We start from the raw sequence: 15,193 nt of genomic DNA, 5'->3' as shown, positions 1-15,193 counted from the left end.
TCGCCCATCCCTCAGCAAGGCGAGTTCCAAAATCACGGTGCACCAGGCGGACCGGGTCAGCGCTCAGCAGGCGCGACTTGGGCATTTCGGCTCGGCGGGCTGGCCTTGGCATCCGCGGTCTATGCGCTGCTCGGTTCGGCAGAGATGCCGGGCGATGCGCGCTTTGTCGCGGCCATTGCTGCCTTGATGGCTGTGTGGTGGATGACAGAGGCGATCCCGCTCGCCGTCACAAGCCTGCTGCCGATCGTGCTGATACCGCCGCTGACAGAGCGCACGGTCGGCGAGACGACTGGGTCATATGCAAGCCCAATCGTGTTCTTGTTTCTCGGTGGATTCCTGATCGCGATTGCGATGGAGAAATGGAACCTGCATCGCCGTATCGCACTCCTGACTTTGCGACGTGTCGGGGTCTCGCCGCAGCGTATCGTTCTGGGCATGATGATCGCGACCGGGTTCCTTTCGATGTGGGTTTCGAACACGGCGACTACCCTGATGATGCTGCCAATCGGCTTCTCGGTCTTGGCGCTCGTTTCCGGCAAGGGAATGGCGGGCGACATGGCGCAGGCCACCACGCAACCCGGGGACCCCGACATTGCGCAATTCGGCACCTGTTTGGTCTTGGCGATTGCCTGGTCGGCGAGCATGGGCGGCCTTGGCACGCTGCTCGGCAGCCCGCCCAATGCTATCATCGCTGGCTATGCGAGCGACGAGCTTGGCATCGATATCGGCTTCTTCGACTGGATGATGCTGGGCGTACCGCTGGCCGCGACATTCATACTGATTGGTTGGGTGCTGATGACCCGCCTGCTGTACCGGTTCGAACTTTCAGAGATACCCGGCGGAGAAGAGCTGATCGAAAGCGAGATCAGCGGGCTTGGCCCAATGAGCCAAGGCGAAAAGGTGGTTGCGTTCGTGTTCGGCGGCGCGGCGTTTTTGTGGATCGTGCCGGGCCTGCTTTCGGAATTGCCTGCCATTGCCTCAGCCGCGCCTTGGCTTGGCAAGCTCAATGACACCGCGATTGCCATCGGCGCTGGACTGGCTCTGTTCCTGATCCCGGGCAATGGGCGGCGCGAGATGGTGCTCGAATGGAAGGATGCGGAAAACGGCCTGCCATGGGGCGTGCTGCTGCTGTTTGGCGGAGGCTTGAGTCTGGCCGGAGCTGTCGCGGCGACCGGCCTTGATGACTGGTTCGGTCAGCAGGTAGCCGGGCTGGAAGCGCTGCCGGTCATCCTGATCATCGCCTGCGTGGTCGCAATCGTGCTTTTCCTGACCGAAGTGACGAGCAACACAGCGACTGCCGCGACGTTCATTCCGGTGCTGGGCGGAGTGGCGCTGGGAATCGGCATGGACCCGATGGCGCTTTTGGTCCCTGCTGCTTTTGCAGCGACGTGCGCATTTATGTTGCCGGTTGGAACGCCTCCAAACGCCATCGTGTTTAGCACCGGCGCAGTCACGATTGCGCAGATGGCGCGCGGGGGACTGGTGCTCAATCTGATCGGCGTTGGGCTGATCACGCTTGCGATCTATTTCTTCGGCGCAATGGCGCTCGACCTCAAATTTCGTTGAAGAACTCGCGCCGGGTAGCCTTATTCCGATTGACACGAACCGGAATGCCCGGCAGATTTGTCCGGACAAATTTTGAGGCAGCGACATGGCAACTGATCTTCCCCCTCCGTACACCGCGCTGACACGCCATCCGATGATGCCGCGCACCAATCACGATGAAGCGGCACGGTTCAATTTCCTCACACACTTCAACCGCTATCTTTCAGGCGCGATCGGGGCAGGCAACAAGCTAGCCTATGATAAAGAAGCGCTGCCAACGTTCCGCGCTGAGCATGGCCGCGATCCCGAGCATCGTTACGAAGTCCGCGATGCGATGAACAAGACCGACTGGCACCGTATCTGGTCGGCGCTGAAGCGTAATTCGATGGAGATGCGCCAGCACAATGGTCGGCAAGCGGTGCTGCGTCAGCTTGACGAACTCGATGCAATGGCCAAGCAGTTCAACGAGCATTCCGGCCTGCTCGAACTTGATCCGTCGGTTGAGCAACCGCATTATCAAACGGCTGTCGATATTCACTGCCAGCCCGGCGGCTATCACAGTGAGGAACGGCCCGACGACGTGACGGTCGGAGCCAATTACGACGTTGGTCTGTTCGCCACCACTGGCGGTGCACTCGGCGGGCTCAATGATGGCGGCGGTCAGGCTGTCGTCGAATGGGCCAAGACTGAGCGCCCTGATTGGAACCCCAAGCGCATTCTCGATATTGGCTGCACCGTCGGCCATAACGCCGTGCCGATCGCGCAGGCCTATCCTGAGGCAGAGGTCATCGCGATCGACACGGCGGCCGCTTCTTTGCGTTATGCGGCGGCGCGCGCAGCGGCGATGGGCGTGAAAAACATCAAATTTGTGCAGGCTTCCGGTGAAGACCTGTCCCGCTGGGCCGATGGCAGTTTCGATTGGGTCCAGACGACGATGTTCCTGCACGAGCTTTCATCGAAGGCGATGCCGAATATCCTGTCCGAGGCGAACCGCGTTCTCGCGCCGGGCGGATTGATCCTGCATATAGAACAGCCGCAATACTCGGACGACATGCCGTTGTTCGAACAGTTCATGCGTGACTGGGACGCGTTCAACAACAACGAACCGTTCTGGACAGCGATGCACGGTCAGGATCTCAAGCAGGTGATGGCGGATGCCGGCTTTCCGCGTGACAGTCAGTTTGTCGCGGGCGTGCGCGCGGTAGTTGATCCCGAGATTTTCCCTCCGTCTCCGGATGATGGCGAGGAAGACTTCGGCCGAGCAGCAATCTGGAATGCCTATGGCGCATGGAAACCCTCCGAACAGGCTGTCGCGGCATGAGCGACGACTTTGATTGGGTCGCGGCATCAGGCCGCCGGGCCAAAGGCAAGCGCCCCGAGTACTTTGAAGACCCCGCGCTCGACCGCCTCTACTCAACCGTCTTCGCTCTGGCTGCTGAAGTTTCGGCGTTGCGTGAGCGGCAGGACACAGTTGAGCGACTGCTCGATACTAACGGCGTGGTGAGGCGCGAAGATATCGAGGCCTACGAACCGGACCGGAAAGCAGGTGAAGAGCGCGGCCTTGCGACACAGGCCTATGTCTCGCGCATCATGCGTGGGTTCCAGCAACAGGTTGAAGCGATGGAAGCGGATGATCCGCCGATCATGGATGTGGTCGACAGGCTATCGCGCGAATAACCACTTGCGATTGAACGGAGTGCGTGTGGGAGCGCGCTTTGGGGAGGGATCATGGACTTCTTGATACTGAACGAGCTCAGCATTCTACGCTGGGTTCACATATTGGCGATGGTCTACTGGCTGGGCGGCGAATGGGGCGTGTTCCAGACCAGCTATCACGTGACCAATCCCGCGCTCTCGCTCGACGAGCGCAAGCGGCACATGGAAACCGCCTATCGCATCGATATTCTCGCGCGCACCGGGATCGTTCTGCTGCTGCCGCTTGGCCTGCATATGGGTAAGATCTATGGCTTTGTTCCGCTGCTCGATGGCATGGGCGTGTGGTGGATGTGGCTGTTCTTTGCCGTGTGGCTGGCGATGACCTGGACTGCCTTCATCAAGCGCGAGACCGATATCGGGATCAAGGTTACCCGCGCCGAGGAACTGCTGCGTTACCCGCTGATCGCGGCGCTGCTGATTGTTTCGTTCATGGCCTTTGGTGGCAGCGGTCCGATTACCTCGGGCGAGGGCAACAATTGGTATCCGGCGAAGATGGGGCTGTACGCTTTCGCGCTTTGCATTGGCCTGTTCCTGCGGCTCGTTATGCGTCGCTGGACCGAGCGGTTCCGCATCCTCGCCATGGGGCCAAACACCGAGCAGGAGGCTGCTCTGGCTAGCGAGATACGCATGGCTCGCTTCGCCGCATACATCTACTGGATCACCATCGCCTCGGTCTGCTTCCTTGGCGCGGTGAAGCCGTTCTGATGGCGGAGGGAATCGGCCGCCGCGCGCTGTTGAGCGCAGGAGCCGGAGCCGCTGCTGCGACGACCCTGGATTGGACCATGTTTGCCTCGCCCGCTGCGGCGGCGATAGGCAAGCCGGGCGATCCGGTGCAGATGCGATCCGACGGGTCTTACGCGACCATCCCGCTCAGGAAAGACACCATCTCGATAGCCGTCGCGCAGACCCGCGTGGTGCCGGTCGAGCTGGGGAGTATCGCCCAAACCCGCCGCGCCAATGTGCAGCATATGTGCGACGTGATCGATATCGCGAACGGCTTTTCCGGATCGAAGGATCTGGTTGCTTTCCACGAGTTTCCGATCACCGGCTATCGTCACGTTTGGGATCTCAACGATGCACGCAAGATCGCCATCGAACTGCCAGGTGAAGAGAGCGAGATGCTTGGGGCAAAGGCGCGCGAATATGGCTGCTATATCAGCTTTGGCTCCTATGTTCGCGATCCCGACTGGCCGACGCGGCTGCTTTCGATCACCACAATCCTCAACGACAAGGGCGAGATCATCGCGAAAGATTGGAAGGCCCGCAATCTCAAAGGGTTCTTCCCCGGTGGCCGCGAGCTTTTCACCACCACGATCTACGACGTGCTGGACGAATATGTTGAGCGCTACGGCTGGGATTCCGTCATTCCGGTGATCCAGACGCCGATCGGCAATCTCTACACCAGTTCCTCACAATTGGAGCCGGAGCTGTTCCGCGCGGCGGCAATGAAGGGCGCAGAGATCATGCTGCGCACCGCGACGGGCAACTACAACGAAACCGATATCCGCGCGGTGTCGATGTACAATCGCGTCTATTCGACCATCGCCAACAACTCCGCTTCGCCGGAGAACCAATATTATTTGGCGGACTCGAACCCCGGATATGCCGGAATTGTCGGGCCGGACGGGGAGTTTTTCGAGCGGTCCGCGACCGACGACGAGACGCTCATCTACGGGCGCATCCCCATCGGCAACTTCCGCGCGCGCCATCGCCAACCGATTGTGCACAGCGAGCTCGTGATGCCGATTTTCGAGCAGTACCGCAGCCCCTACGGTCCGAACCTGCTCGCTGACTACCAGCCGACCGATACCAAGGATGCGGGGCGCTATCTGCGCGAAAAGACCCGCTGGCGGAGGTCGCGGTGATGCGTGCGCGGTCTGCCTTTTTCATCGCGCTGTCTGGGGTGCTACTCATCGGCCAGCCGACTGCCGCGCAGGCCGATGTCGCAAGCACGACGGAAGACGCGGGCCTGCGCCAACTCAGCCAGTTGATGTTGGGTGATTTCGCGACCTCGCCAGACAATCTCGAACTGACGATCATCGACCGCAGGGTCGCCGTGAGTGTCGCTGGCGAGACGGGAATCTGGTTCTACAGCCAGTTGAATACGGGGACCGAGCAGAAAGTTTATCGTCAGCGGTTTCATCGGCTGGACCTTGCGAGCGATGGCGAAAGCGTGATCCAGCGCAGCTTCGAACCCGTTGATGCCAGCCGCTTTGTCGATGGTTGGGCGCGCCCGCAGACGTTCGCAGGTCTTGCCATGACCGACATGAAGCCCGTGCTGGGTGAGGGCTGCGAGCAGGTTTGGTCCAGAGACGCAGACGGTGTCTGGCGCGGGAAAGTCGATCCGCACCGTTGTGAGATATTCTCCGAAAGGCGCCAAACCACCATCCGCATTGGTGCAGACGGTTTCTATCGCGACGATGTATTCGGCACCTCCGAGCGCGGATTTGACGCGGACATGAAGCCGGTCTGGGGCTCAAAACCCGGCGAATACATCACATTGCTGCGCTGTCAGTCGCAGAGGTGCGAGCGCGAAGCCAGTGCCTTGTCGGAGCGCTCCAAATGACAATTTCAGCAAAGGAATCCGCACGATGCCTGCGTATATGATCGTCACCGCCAAGATCGCCGATCGCGATGCCTTCATTCAAGGTTATGGCGCCACCGCTGGTGCGTTGGTTGCGAAGTTCGGTGGCCGCTACATCCTGCGCGGGCCGGGTGCAGAATTGCTTGAGGGCGACTTCGGCGATGGCGCTTCCATGGTGATTTCCGAATGGCCGGACAAAGCCGCCGCCAAAACGTTCTGGAACAGCCCCGAATATGGCGAAGCCAAGAAGCTGCGCGCCGACATTGCCGATTGTCAGGTGTTGCTGATCGAAGCGCCCAGCATCGCGGAGGCGCTGAATGGTTGATGCAATTAAGCGCACCACGGTGATGGTTCGCGATGCGGAGAAGGCGGCGTGCTGGTACGAGGATGTGCTCGGCATGACCCGCTGGATGGACACGCCGTTCACTCTGTCGGGCAATCAACTGGCTGCAGGCAAAAAGGGTGACCAGACCCGGCTGATCATCATGAAAGCCGAACATGACGAGATCGGAATGATCGGCCTGCTGCAATGGGTCGATCCGGTTCGGGAGGATATTCCCGCGGAACTGCCAACCGAGATACCCTTTGGCACACCGATTTTCGTCGTCGCTTCAAAAGACACCAAAGGCGCGGTTGAGAGGGCGCGGGCGGCGGGATCGCGCATCCATGCCGAGCCGCTCGATTGGACAGTGACCGGCGCTGATGGCCGCCAGAAGGACATGATCGGCGCGAGTTTCTGGGATCTCGATGGCAATTTCTTCGAGGTGAATCAGGTGGTTCGGGTCCACGACGGGTGAGGGCGCCAGCCGCTCTTGCTGCCTTCGATACGCATGCGAGCCATGCCATCGACGATGACGCCAACTACCAGTGGCGCATCGCGCGGCGGCCCGAAGGCAATGTCCGCCCGGATGATTTCGAGTGGCATGCGAGCGACATTCCCGAACCGCGCGAAGGTGAGATGCTGCTGCGCACGCATTATCTCGGCCTCGCGCCGGTCATGCGGTTTTATATGCAGGGCACCGCACGCACTGGCGATGCGATGCTCGGCCCCGGTGATGTGATCCATGGGCGCGGAGTCGCCCAGATTGTGAAGTCGCGGCATCCCGACTGGCGCGAAGGCGAGGTGGTACAGGGGCAGGTGGGCTGGCAGACCTACAAAGTCAGCCGAATGACGCCCCAAGAGAAGTTCTTCCGCATGCCCAAGAATGGCCTGCCAGCTGCGCTTGGCGCGGGCGTGCTGGGAATGACTGGCCTGTCCGCCCATGCGGGCTTGTTCGCCTGTGGTGATCCGCGAGAAGGCGACCGCATGGTCCTTTCCGGAGCGGCGGGCGGGGTTGGATCGATGGTCAGCCAGATGGCCGCCAATGTGGTCGGCTGCGATGTGGTCGGCATGGCAGGCGGTCCGGAGAAATGCGCCTTCATCGGTGAGCATGGCTGCACTGCCGCGATTGACTACAAGGCCGACGATATCGAGGCGATGCTCGACGAACTGCGGCCCGACGGGATCGATCTCTATTTCGACAATGTCGGCGGTGAGACGCTCGAAGCTTGCCTTGAGCGGCTGCGCATGCATTCGCGGATCGTGCTGTGCGGTTCGATCAGCGAATACACGCGCGACGTCCCGTTCAAGCTCTCCAACTACACCCGCTTGCGCGCCACCGACAGCGTGATGCGCGGCTTCTTCGTCTACAATCACCTGGATCGCTGGGGTCAGGTGATGGACGAAATTGCCGGGTGGATCGACGATGGCCGATTGAAGCCGGTGCAGGACATCGAAGAGGGCTTCGCTGCGATGCCGCGCGCGCTAGCCAACCTCTATTACGGCGCCAATGTCGGCGTCCAATGCTGCTCTGTCCGTGGAGAACCCGAAGAATGGCTGTGAGTGAACAAGCCCCTGTGCGTTTTCAGCGCGCCAATTTCATCGTCGCCGATCTTGACCGTGCGCTGACCTTCTATGAAGGCGTGCTGGGGTTCGAGATCGAATATCGGCTGGGCGACAATCCAGACAGCTATTCTCGGCCCGTCTTCGACATCCCCGATGAGGCGCAGCTCGGTTTCGTAACGCTCAACCTGCCGAACCAGCGCCGAGTGATGGCGCTGACCGAGATCGGCAATGTCGACCTTGCTCCGATCCCGCATCCGCGCCGTAGCGCTATCGTGCTAGAGACGCATGACCCGGATGCGGTGATGGCAGGTGCGCGCGAATTGGGCCTGACCGTCTACGAAGAAGAGGTCCTCAAGACACCTGATGGCCGGGTCGGACGCGAGATCGGGATCGTCGATTTCGATGACAATCTGATCGTGATCTACAGTTTCCCGGAAGGCACGGCGTGAGCGATCCGGCACCCGAAGCGGACAAGCCGTATCCGAGTGCGATAGCTGGGTGGACGCTCGTCGTCCTGCTGACGCTCGCTTACATTTTTAGCTTCGTCGATCGCTATATCCTGGGTCTGCTGATCGAGCCGATCAAGGCCGAGTTCGGCCTGTCTGACCGTGCAATTGGCTGGCTGCTTTCAGCCTTCACCTGGGTTTACGGGTTTGTCGGCATCTTCATGGGCTGGCTGATCGATCGTGGGCGAAGGACGTGGATCGTCGCCATCGGCATGGCCTTGTGGTCGGCTGCGACAGTCGCGACCGGAACAGCCAAAAACTTCTTCCAGCTCTTCACGGCACGGATGGGCGTAGGCGTGGGCGAGGCGACGCTCAGCCCCGCGACATTCTCGATGATCGGCGACAGCTTTCCGCCCGAGAAGCGGGGTAAACCGATCGCCTTCTATTCGAGCGCACTGCCTATCGGCGCAGGATTGGCTTCGCTATTGTCCGGCGCGGTGATTGCATGGACTGCAGCGAGCGGAAACCAGAGCCTGCCATTCTTCGGCGAGCTTGAACCATGGCGCTTCACGCTGATCGTCGTCGGCCTGCCGGGCCTGTTCTTCGCTGCTCTGTTCCTGTTCATCCGCGAACCGGCGAGGCGACCGACTCAGGCCAGCCAAGAGGTAATTGGCGGCAACGGGATCGGCGATGCGTTCAAGTACATCATCGATAATTTCGCGCTCTATTTCGGATTCGTGATGGTGGTGTGCTGCATGACCGCGATCGCCTACAGTCAGGGCTTCCTCGCCCCCGTGTTCGAGCGGACATGGGGCTGGTCCCCGCAGACCTACGCGACTGTCAATGGCATCGCGCTGCTGGTGATCGGTCCGCTAAACATGATGTTGATGGGGACCATCTCTGATCGCTGGACTTCGAAAGGGGTTCCCGATGCGGCGTTGCGGCTGATGTATATCGGGTTCTTCATCATGGTGCCGACGGCTGCCTTGCCGATGTTCATGCCCGATGCTTGGACCGCTTTCGCCGTTCTGTGCGTGAACACGGTCGGGATCGGCATAGTCTCGGCCATCGGAGTGACCGCTCTACTCGGTATCACGCCGGCGCAGATCAGAGGGCAGATCGTGGCGCTCTACTATCTGGCGATCAGCTGGTTCGGATCGCTCGGGCCAATCGTGGTCGGTGAGCTGTCGAGCCAAGTATTTGGCGAGGACGAGTTGCGACTTGCAGTGGCGGCGGTGCCGTTCATCTTCGCCATCATCCCGCTCGTGATGATGCCGATGACGCGGAAACGCTATCTGCAACAAGTGGAGCGGATGGAAGGTTCGGCAGGATGAACGCAATCACGAAAGGCTATTCGAACGGGCCTTTCGGGCAGGTGCATTGGCGGGCGTGCGGGGAGAGGGGGGAAACGCCTGATCTTGTCTGCCTGCACCCTGCGCCGTTCAGCGGGCTCGCGTTTACCGCTATCATGCCCTTGCTGGCCAAGGAGCGGCGGGTGATTGCACCGGACTTTCCGGGCCATGGTGGCTCAGATCCGCACCGCGCCGATGCTAGCATCCGGGACTACGCCGAGGCGATGTTCAGCGTTACCGACAATTTGCCACCTGACCGCCCGGTCGATCTCTTCGGGTTTCACACCGGGTGTCTGGTAGCGTGCGAACTCTCAATTCTTGCTCCTGACCGAGTGCGCTCACTCGTGCTGATCGATGTACCTGCGTTCGACGAAGCCACTCGCCATGCGCACCTTGCTGAGAGCTCAGCGCCGCCGGGATTCACAACCGATATAGCGAGCCTTGAACCGGCGTGGGAGCGCGGCATTACTCGCCGGGTCGAAAGCCAGGGCATGACTCGTAGCTTCGAGATGTTCGTCGAGCATCTCCGCCATGGCGAGGCAATGAATGCCGGTTTTCACGCCGGTTTCACGTACCCGGTCGAGGATCGCCTTGCGAAGGTCGATCAACCGACAACCATTATAGCCACACAATCCATGCTGCTCGAACCATCGCGCCGCGCGGCTTCGCTTATTCCCGCTGCGAAGCTCATCGAACGACTCGACATCACCCGTGCCGTGCTCGACGAAGCCGCCGAGCCCATTGCAGATGAGGTTCTGACCAACCTGCCCAGCTAGTCGAGCAGCTGGTTGATCTCGACCGCGACGCCGTTGGGGTCGAACACGTTGCAACCGCGCACATTGATGTCGGGCCTTCCGTCGCGTCCAGGATAGACCTGCAACCGCGTCGGACCTGTCATGGTCACGCCGTCGATCTTGGCTGCGGCCTCACACGCCTTCTCGGCATCGTCCGTGTTCACCACCATGAATGCGGTGCCGGGCGCAAGCCGGGTCGCATACGGCTCATCGACACCTTCCAAAGGCGGTTCGAACGGGTGCAAAAGTCCGACCCAGCCCATGTAAGGATCGTTGCCATTCAGCAGAATCAGCCGCGCCTTGGAGCCGGGTTCGCCAACCGGCAGGTTCACACCCGAAAGCTCGACCACCGTGTCATAGTTGATCTCCATTCCGAGCGCATCGCGATAAAATTCGAGGCTCTTCTCCATATCGCGCACCACGATGGAGACGCGGCGCACATCGGTTGGAAGACGCGCTTCGATCTCGACGCCTTCCATGGCGCGATTGGCCGTTTGCGACGAACCTTCGTCTTCGGTTGAAGCGGTTGTCGCCGCTCCGCCGCATCCTGCGATCAGCGCCGTGGCCAATACAATCCCGATAATTCTCATATCTCTTCCCCCACGGCGCCCTGTTCGATCAAGGCGTTGATCCTCTCGTCATCATATCCGAGCGATGACAGCACACCTCGCGCATCGGCTCCCGGCGTCGGCAGTTGTTGCGGCGATCCGATCCGCTTCCCGTCCATCTCCAGCGGAATGGTTGGCAGGCGTACTTCGGTGCCATTGTCGAGCGTCACATCTTCCAGCCCGCCTTGATTGAGATGCGGATCATCGAACATGTCCTGCGGCTTGCCGATGGGCGCGAACGGTAGCCCCGAGCCATCAAGCTTGGAGATAACCTCTGCGGCGGTGAATTCGGCGATCAGCTCGCGGATCTGCGGCATGATCTGTTCGCGTGCCAGTACGCGGGCGTTGTTCTCGCGCAGGCTCTCGTCCGCCCAAAGCTCGTCGAGAGCAAACAGCTTGCAGAACTTCTCCCACAGGGCGTCGGTGACGACGCCGATGAACACCGGCTCGTCCTTCGTCTGGAACACGTCGTAAATCGCCCATGCCGATACCCGCGCAGGCATCGGAGCGGCCGGTGTGCCAGTGACAGCGTATTGCGCCATATGCTGACCGACGAGGTAGATCGTGGTCTCAAACAGACTGGCAGTGACCTTCTGGCCTTTGCCGGTACGGTGGCGTTCTTCGAGCGCGGCGAGGACGCCGATCACGCCGAACATGCCGCCGGTGACGTCGATCACGCTGGCCCCGGCGCGCAGCGGCTGTCCAGGAGGGCCGGTCATATAGGCAAGCCCGCCCATCATCTGCGCGACTTCATCGAGCGCGGTCCGCTTTTCATAGGGGCCGGGCAGGAAACCCTTCTCTGAGCAATAGATCAGGCCGGGATTATTCGCCGAGCAGCTTTCATAATCCAGCCCAAGGCGGTCGAGTGCGCCGGGGCGGAAGTTCTCGACGAGGATGTCGGCCTTGGCGATGAGGTCCTTTGCGACGCCGATGCCGTCTTCGCTTTTCAGGTCGAGACAGATCGACTGCTTTCCGCGATTGTACATCGGGAAATAGCCCGAGCCAGACCCTAGCAAGCGCCGTGTTCGATCCCCGCCAATCGGTTCGACCCGCACGATTTCCGCGCCCAATCCGGCCAGAATGTGCCCGACCGTCGGCCCCATCACCATGTGGGTGAATTCGACGACGGTTAGGCCCTTTAGCGGTTGGGGAGCGCTCATGCAGCGACTCTCTGATCATAGTCGAGCATTGGCCCTGCATCGGGCGTAAAACCATAGAGCGGTTCGCCGGGCAGCGCCTCTTCGATGATTGAGCGCACCTTGAGCAGTTTCTCTAGGTCGATCCCGGTTTTGTAGCCCATCGAATTGAGCATCAGCACGAGGTCTTCTGTGACCAGATTGCCTGAAGCACCCGGTGCGAACGGGCAACCGCCCAATCCGCCCAGAGACGCATCGAAGGTGGTGATGCCTTCCTCAAGTCCCGCGACCACATTGGCCAGACCAAGCCCGCGCGTGTTGTGAAGGTGCAGGGTGGTGAGCATGTCGCTTCCGACGGCGGCTTTCACTTTGCGGGTGAGGCGACGGACCTGAGCCGGGTCGGCATAGCCGGTCGTATCGGACAGGCTGAACTCCATCGCGCCTGCTTCGGCGGCTTGTTCGGCGAGGCGGACGACCTGATCCTCGGCGACAGCGCCTTCCATCGTGCAGCCGAAAGCGGTCGAGAGACCCACGGCGAAGTGGATACCGTGATTTTTCGCGATAGCGGCGGCAGCTCTAATCTCTTCGATCATGGCAGGATGATCCTTGCGCACATTCTTGATCGAATGCGTCTCGCTCATCGAGAACGGGATGCTCATTCCATCGACCCCGGCATCGGCCGCGAATTGCGCGCCTTTGGCATTGGGCACGAGAGTGACGACTGTGAGGCCGCCGATGCCCTTGGCAAACGCAACCAGCTCTGCCGTATCGGCCATTTGCGGGAGCAGTGTGGGCGGAACGAAGCTGCCGACCTCGATCTCTTTCACACCCGCAGCCGCCTCGGCAGCGATCCAGCGTTTCTTCGCTTCGAGCGGCATTACCCGATCGATCGATTGCAGCCCATCGCGCGGGCCAACTTCGGAAATGAGAATGTCGGTCATCGGGTGAGCCCCTCCGGATAGGCTCGGCAAACTTGACAGAATTGACAGTGTGTCATTCGAAACTCTCTGGCTCAAACATATGAAAGCAAATGACTAAATGCGGAAATCCGAAGTTGACACTTGTCCAACTTAAATCACCTTGAGGCGGTTTTGTAACCGCAGGTGATCTAGCAACCAGGCGGGGTGGTAGGAAAATCATGCGGGTGCTCCGCCAAGATAGACCCATGGGCGCGCTGTGCGATCTTGTGCCGTCCAACCGTCAATATCGCTCGCTTGGGTGAGAGTCAGGTCGATCGCATCGAGGCCTTCGGCTAGCATTTGCTTGGCCTCGGGATCGATTGCGAAAGAATAGGTTCCTGCTGCGCCGCTGACTTCCTGCGCAGCGAGATCGATTGTCACTTCGCTACCTGCCAGCGCCTCCACTGCCGCGCGATCCAGCGCGACCGGCAGGATGAAATTGCGGATGCAGTTTCCCTCAAAGATCGGTGCGAAGCTCTCGGCGATGATCGCCTTGATGCCCCATTCGGCCAGCGCCCAGACCGCGTGCTCGCGGCTCGATCCGCATCCCAAATTAGCGCCAGCGGCGAGGATTGACGTGCTCCGATAGTCGGGCTGGTTGAGCACGAATTTGGGGTCTTCGATGCGAGAGGCCATGTCGAGATACCGCCACGGTGCGAACAGTCCATCGGCCAGTCCATCGCGCCCGGTTGAGCGGATTTCGCGGCTCGGGATAATCGTGTCGGTGTCGATATTGTCGCGCATCAGGGGTGCTGCGACATCACGGAGCGGTTGCGGGAAAGCGCTCATGCCGTTTTCTCCAACGTGCGGATAAGAGGGCGCGGGTCGGCGATCATGCCAGCGATGGCGCTCGCTGCGACTGTTTCGGGAGAGGCGATATGGGTGCGGATACCCGGACCCTGCCGGCCCTCGAAATTGCGATTGGTGCTGCTGATCGTGCGGCTGCCTTCGGGAAAGCCTTCGCCCCCTGCATAAAAGCACAGTGAGCAGCCGCTCATCCGCCATTCGAAGCCAGCGGCGGCAAAAATGGCATCCAGCCCTTCGGCCTCTGCCTGACGTTTCACCGCCAGTGAGCCGGGGACAACGAGCGCCATTTTGATTGAAGGCGCAATGCGTTTGCCTTTGAGGATGGAAGCCGCCCGGCGCAGGTCCGATATACGGCTGTTGGTGCAACTGCCGATGAATGCAGCGTCGATGGGCGTTCCGGCGAGCTGCGTTCCCGGTGCCAAGCCAACATAGTCGTGCGCGCGAGCTGGGCCTTTTGGAACTTCGCCATCGACCGGGATCGTGTGTTCGGGGCTGGTCCCCCAGCTCACCATCGGCGCGATGCTGCTGGCGTCGATCTCGATCTCTTGATCGAATGCCGCATCGGGGTCGCTTGCGAGTGTGCTCCAATAGCGATCGTCAAAATCCTTTGGGGCATATTCCCGATCGGCCAAGTAGGCGAAGGTCTTCGCATCGGGCGCGATCAGGCCGGTCATCGCATTGAATTCGATGGCCATGTTGCACAGGGTCATGCGGGCTTCCATGTCGAGCGCGGCAACCGCCTCGCCTGCAAATTCGATCACATGCGCCGCACCGCCGCCTGCGCCGTGCCGTGCGATCAGCGCCAGGATCATGTCCTTGGCGGTGACGCCCAGGGCCAGCTCACCCTCGAAGCGAACACGCAGCGTTTTGGGTTTGGTCATCCGCAGGGTTCCGGTGACCATCGCGTGCTCAGCTTCGGAGGAACCTATGCCCCAAGCCAGCGCGCCAAATGCGCCTTGCGTGCAGGTATGGCTGTCAGGCGCGACGAGCGTGACGCCGGGAAGCACGATGCCTTGTTCCGGGCTGATTACGTGGACAATGCCCTGATCGCGGTCGTTGACGTCGAATAGGGTTATCTCTGCGTCGCGGCAGGCGGCTCGGGTTTCGGTGATGAAGCCTTCGCCGCCTTTCATCAGAGTCCCATCCCCGCGTCCCGGGCGTGTGTCGACGATGTGGTCCATCACGGCGAACACACGGGTCGGATCGCGCACTGTGCGTCCCATTTCGGCCATGCGCTTGAGCGCAGAGGAACCGGTGCGTTCGTGCAGGAAGACGCGGTCGATCGCGATCAGGGACGCGCCGCCTGCTGTTTCGGCGACCGCATGCGCATCCCAGATCTTTTCGAACAGCGTCTTTCCCAT

17 protein-coding genes are annotated in these 15,193 nt (G+C 60.7%); 12 read left to right on the top strand and 5 right to left on the bottom strand.

Going from position 1 to position 15,193, the window contains the following annotated elements; genetic code table 11:
- Positions 1-105 precede the first annotated feature (105 nt).
- The 12 genes from Q0837_RS10810 to Q0837_RS10755 all read left to right on the top strand — a co-directional run bounded on the left by Q0837_RS10810 (position 106) and on the right by Q0837_RS10755 (position 10,304).
- Complete coding sequence (locus Q0837_RS10810; RefSeq protein WP_298468738.1) at positions 106-1,566, top strand: DASS family sodium-coupled anion symporter; 1,461 nt, start codon at positions 106-108, stop codon at positions 1,564-1,566.
- Between the two features lie 85 nt (positions 1,567-1,651).
- The gene (locus tag Q0837_RS10805) at positions 1,652-2,866 is read left to right on the top strand and encodes a class I SAM-dependent methyltransferase (RefSeq protein ID WP_298468733.1); all 1,215 of its coding nucleotides are present in this window, start codon (positions 1,652-1,654) and stop codon (positions 2,864-2,866) included.
- Positions 2,863-3,222: a hypothetical protein gene (locus Q0837_RS10800; RefSeq protein ID WP_298468731.1), complete on the top strand. Its 360-nt coding sequence runs from the start codon at positions 2,863-2,865 to the stop codon at positions 3,220-3,222. The genes Q0837_RS10805 and Q0837_RS10800 overlap by 4 nt, the downstream gene beginning before the upstream one ends.
- Before the next feature lie 51 nt (positions 3,223-3,273).
- Complete coding sequence (locus Q0837_RS10795; RefSeq protein ID WP_298468728.1) at positions 3,274-3,966, top strand: hypothetical protein; 693 nt, start codon at positions 3,274-3,276, stop codon at positions 3,964-3,966.
- The gene (locus Q0837_RS10790; protein ID WP_298468726.1) at positions 3,966-5,126 is read left to right on the top strand and encodes a nitrilase-related carbon-nitrogen hydrolase; all 1,161 of its coding nucleotides are present in this window, start codon (positions 3,966-3,968) and stop codon (positions 5,124-5,126) included. Before Q0837_RS10795 ends, Q0837_RS10790 begins: the two co-directional genes overlap by 1 nt.
- Complete coding sequence (locus Q0837_RS10785; RefSeq protein ID WP_298468722.1) at positions 5,126-5,827, top strand: chromophore lyase CpcT/CpeT; 702 nt, start codon at positions 5,126-5,128, stop codon at positions 5,825-5,827. The genes Q0837_RS10790 and Q0837_RS10785 overlap by 1 nt, the downstream gene beginning before the upstream one ends.
- Before the next feature lie 25 nt (positions 5,828-5,852).
- Complete coding sequence (locus Q0837_RS10780; RefSeq protein ID WP_298468719.1) at positions 5,853-6,170, top strand: DUF1330 domain-containing protein; 318 nt, start codon at positions 5,853-5,855, stop codon at positions 6,168-6,170.
- Complete coding sequence (locus tag Q0837_RS10775; RefSeq protein WP_298468717.1) at positions 6,163-6,642, top strand: VOC family protein; 480 nt, start codon at positions 6,163-6,165, stop codon at positions 6,640-6,642. The genes Q0837_RS10780 and Q0837_RS10775 overlap by 8 nt, the downstream gene beginning before the upstream one ends.
- Positions 6,639-7,727, top strand: a complete 1,089-nt coding sequence (locus tag Q0837_RS10770; protein ID WP_298468714.1) for an NADP-dependent oxidoreductase — start codon at positions 6,639-6,641, stop codon at positions 7,725-7,727. Before Q0837_RS10775 ends, Q0837_RS10770 begins: the two co-directional genes overlap by 4 nt.
- On the top strand, positions 7,718-8,179 hold the full coding sequence (locus tag Q0837_RS10765) for a VOC family protein (RefSeq protein WP_298468711.1): 462 nt from the start codon (positions 7,718-7,720) through the stop codon (positions 8,177-8,179). Before Q0837_RS10770 ends, Q0837_RS10765 begins: the two co-directional genes overlap by 10 nt.
- Positions 8,176-9,510, top strand: a complete 1,335-nt coding sequence (locus tag Q0837_RS10760) for an MFS transporter (protein WP_298468708.1) — start codon at positions 8,176-8,178, stop codon at positions 9,508-9,510. The genes Q0837_RS10765 and Q0837_RS10760 overlap by 4 nt, the downstream gene beginning before the upstream one ends.
- Positions 9,507-10,304, top strand: coding sequence for an alpha/beta hydrolase (locus Q0837_RS10755; RefSeq protein WP_298468705.1), 798 nt, complete (start codon positions 9,507-9,509; stop codon positions 10,302-10,304). The genes Q0837_RS10760 and Q0837_RS10755 overlap by 4 nt, the downstream gene beginning before the upstream one ends.
- On the opposite strand, the gene Q0837_RS10750 is transcribed toward Q0837_RS10755, so the two are convergent.
- The 5 genes from Q0837_RS10750 to Q0837_RS10730 all read right to left on the bottom strand — a co-directional run bounded on the left by Q0837_RS10750 (position 10,301) and on the right by Q0837_RS10730 (position 15,193).
- Positions 10,301-10,912, bottom strand: coding sequence for a VOC family protein (locus Q0837_RS10750; protein WP_298468701.1), 612 nt, complete (start codon positions 10,910-10,912; stop codon positions 10,301-10,303). The genes Q0837_RS10755 and Q0837_RS10750 overlap by 4 nt on opposite strands.
- Positions 10,909-12,090, bottom strand: a complete 1,182-nt coding sequence (locus Q0837_RS10745; RefSeq protein ID WP_298468698.1) for a CaiB/BaiF CoA-transferase family protein — start codon at positions 12,088-12,090, stop codon at positions 10,909-10,911. Before Q0837_RS10745 ends, Q0837_RS10750 begins: the two co-directional genes overlap by 4 nt.
- Positions 12,087-13,007: a hydroxymethylglutaryl-CoA lyase gene (locus Q0837_RS10740; protein ID WP_298468696.1), complete on the bottom strand. Its 921-nt coding sequence runs from the start codon at positions 13,005-13,007 to the stop codon at positions 12,087-12,089. Before Q0837_RS10740 ends, Q0837_RS10745 begins: the two co-directional genes overlap by 4 nt.
- 195 nt (positions 13,008-13,202) lie before the next feature.
- A complete protein-coding gene (leuD, locus tag Q0837_RS10735) occupies positions 13,203-13,814 on the bottom strand; it encodes a 3-isopropylmalate dehydratase small subunit (protein ID WP_298468693.1) in 612 nt (203 codons plus the stop codon).
- Complete coding sequence (locus Q0837_RS10730) at positions 13,811-15,193, bottom strand: 3-isopropylmalate dehydratase large subunit (RefSeq protein WP_298468692.1); 1,383 nt, start codon at positions 15,191-15,193, stop codon at positions 13,811-13,813. Before Q0837_RS10730 ends, leuD begins: the two co-directional genes overlap by 4 nt.

Source organism: uncultured Erythrobacter sp. (assembly GCF_947499705.1).
In the GTDB taxonomy this organism is placed as follows: domain Bacteria; phylum Pseudomonadota; class Alphaproteobacteria; order Sphingomonadales; family Sphingomonadaceae; genus Erythrobacter.
This window is presented reverse-complemented; position numbering and strand designations above follow the sequence as displayed.

What these genes read in the sequence shown, in the direction of transcription:
- Q0837_RS10805 (WP_298468733.1), top strand. Translation starts at nt 1,652, where the DNA reads ATGGCAACTGATCTTCCCCCTCCGTACACCGCGCTGACACGCCATCCG.
- Q0837_RS10800 (WP_298468731.1), top strand. Translation starts at nt 2,863, where the DNA reads ATGAGCGACGACTTTGATTGGGTCGCGGCATCAGGCCGCCGGGCCAAA.
- Q0837_RS10795 (WP_298468728.1), top strand. Translation starts at nt 3,274, where the DNA reads ATGGACTTCTTGATACTGAACGAGCTCAGCATTCTACGCTGGGTTCAC.
- Q0837_RS10790 (WP_298468726.1), top strand. Translation starts at nt 3,966, where the DNA reads ATGGCGGAGGGAATCGGCCGCCGCGCGCTGTTGAGCGCAGGAGCCGGA.
- Q0837_RS10785 (WP_298468722.1), top strand. Translation starts at nt 5,126, where the DNA reads ATGCGTGCGCGGTCTGCCTTTTTCATCGCGCTGTCTGGGGTGCTACTC.
- Q0837_RS10780 (WP_298468719.1), top strand. Translation starts at nt 5,853, where the DNA reads ATGCCTGCGTATATGATCGTCACCGCCAAGATCGCCGATCGCGATGCC.
- Q0837_RS10775 (WP_298468717.1), top strand. Translation starts at nt 6,163, where the DNA reads ATGGTTGATGCAATTAAGCGCACCACGGTGATGGTTCGCGATGCGGAG.
- Q0837_RS10765 (WP_298468711.1), top strand. Translation starts at nt 7,718, where the DNA reads ATGGCTGTGAGTGAACAAGCCCCTGTGCGTTTTCAGCGCGCCAATTTC.
- Q0837_RS10755 (WP_298468705.1), top strand. Translation starts at nt 9,507, where the DNA reads ATGAACGCAATCACGAAAGGCTATTCGAACGGGCCTTTCGGGCAGGTG.
- Q0837_RS10750 (WP_298468701.1), bottom strand. Translation starts at nt 10,912, where the DNA reads ATGAGAATTATCGGGATTGTATTGGCCACGGCGCTGATCGCAGGATGC.
- Q0837_RS10745 (WP_298468698.1), bottom strand. Translation starts at nt 12,090, where the DNA reads ATGAGCGCTCCCCAACCGCTAAAGGGCCTAACCGTCGTCGAATTCACC.
- Q0837_RS10740 (WP_298468696.1), bottom strand. Translation starts at nt 13,007, where the DNA reads ATGACCGACATTCTCATTTCCGAAGTTGGCCCGCGCGATGGGCTGCAA.
- leuD (WP_298468693.1), bottom strand. Translation starts at nt 13,814, where the DNA reads ATGAGCGCTTTCCCGCAACCGCTCCGTGATGTCGCAGCACCCCTGATG.
- Q0837_RS10730 (WP_298468692.1), bottom strand. Translation starts at nt 15,193, where the DNA reads ATGGGAAAGACGCTGTTCGAAAAGATCTGGGATGCGCATGCGGTCGCC.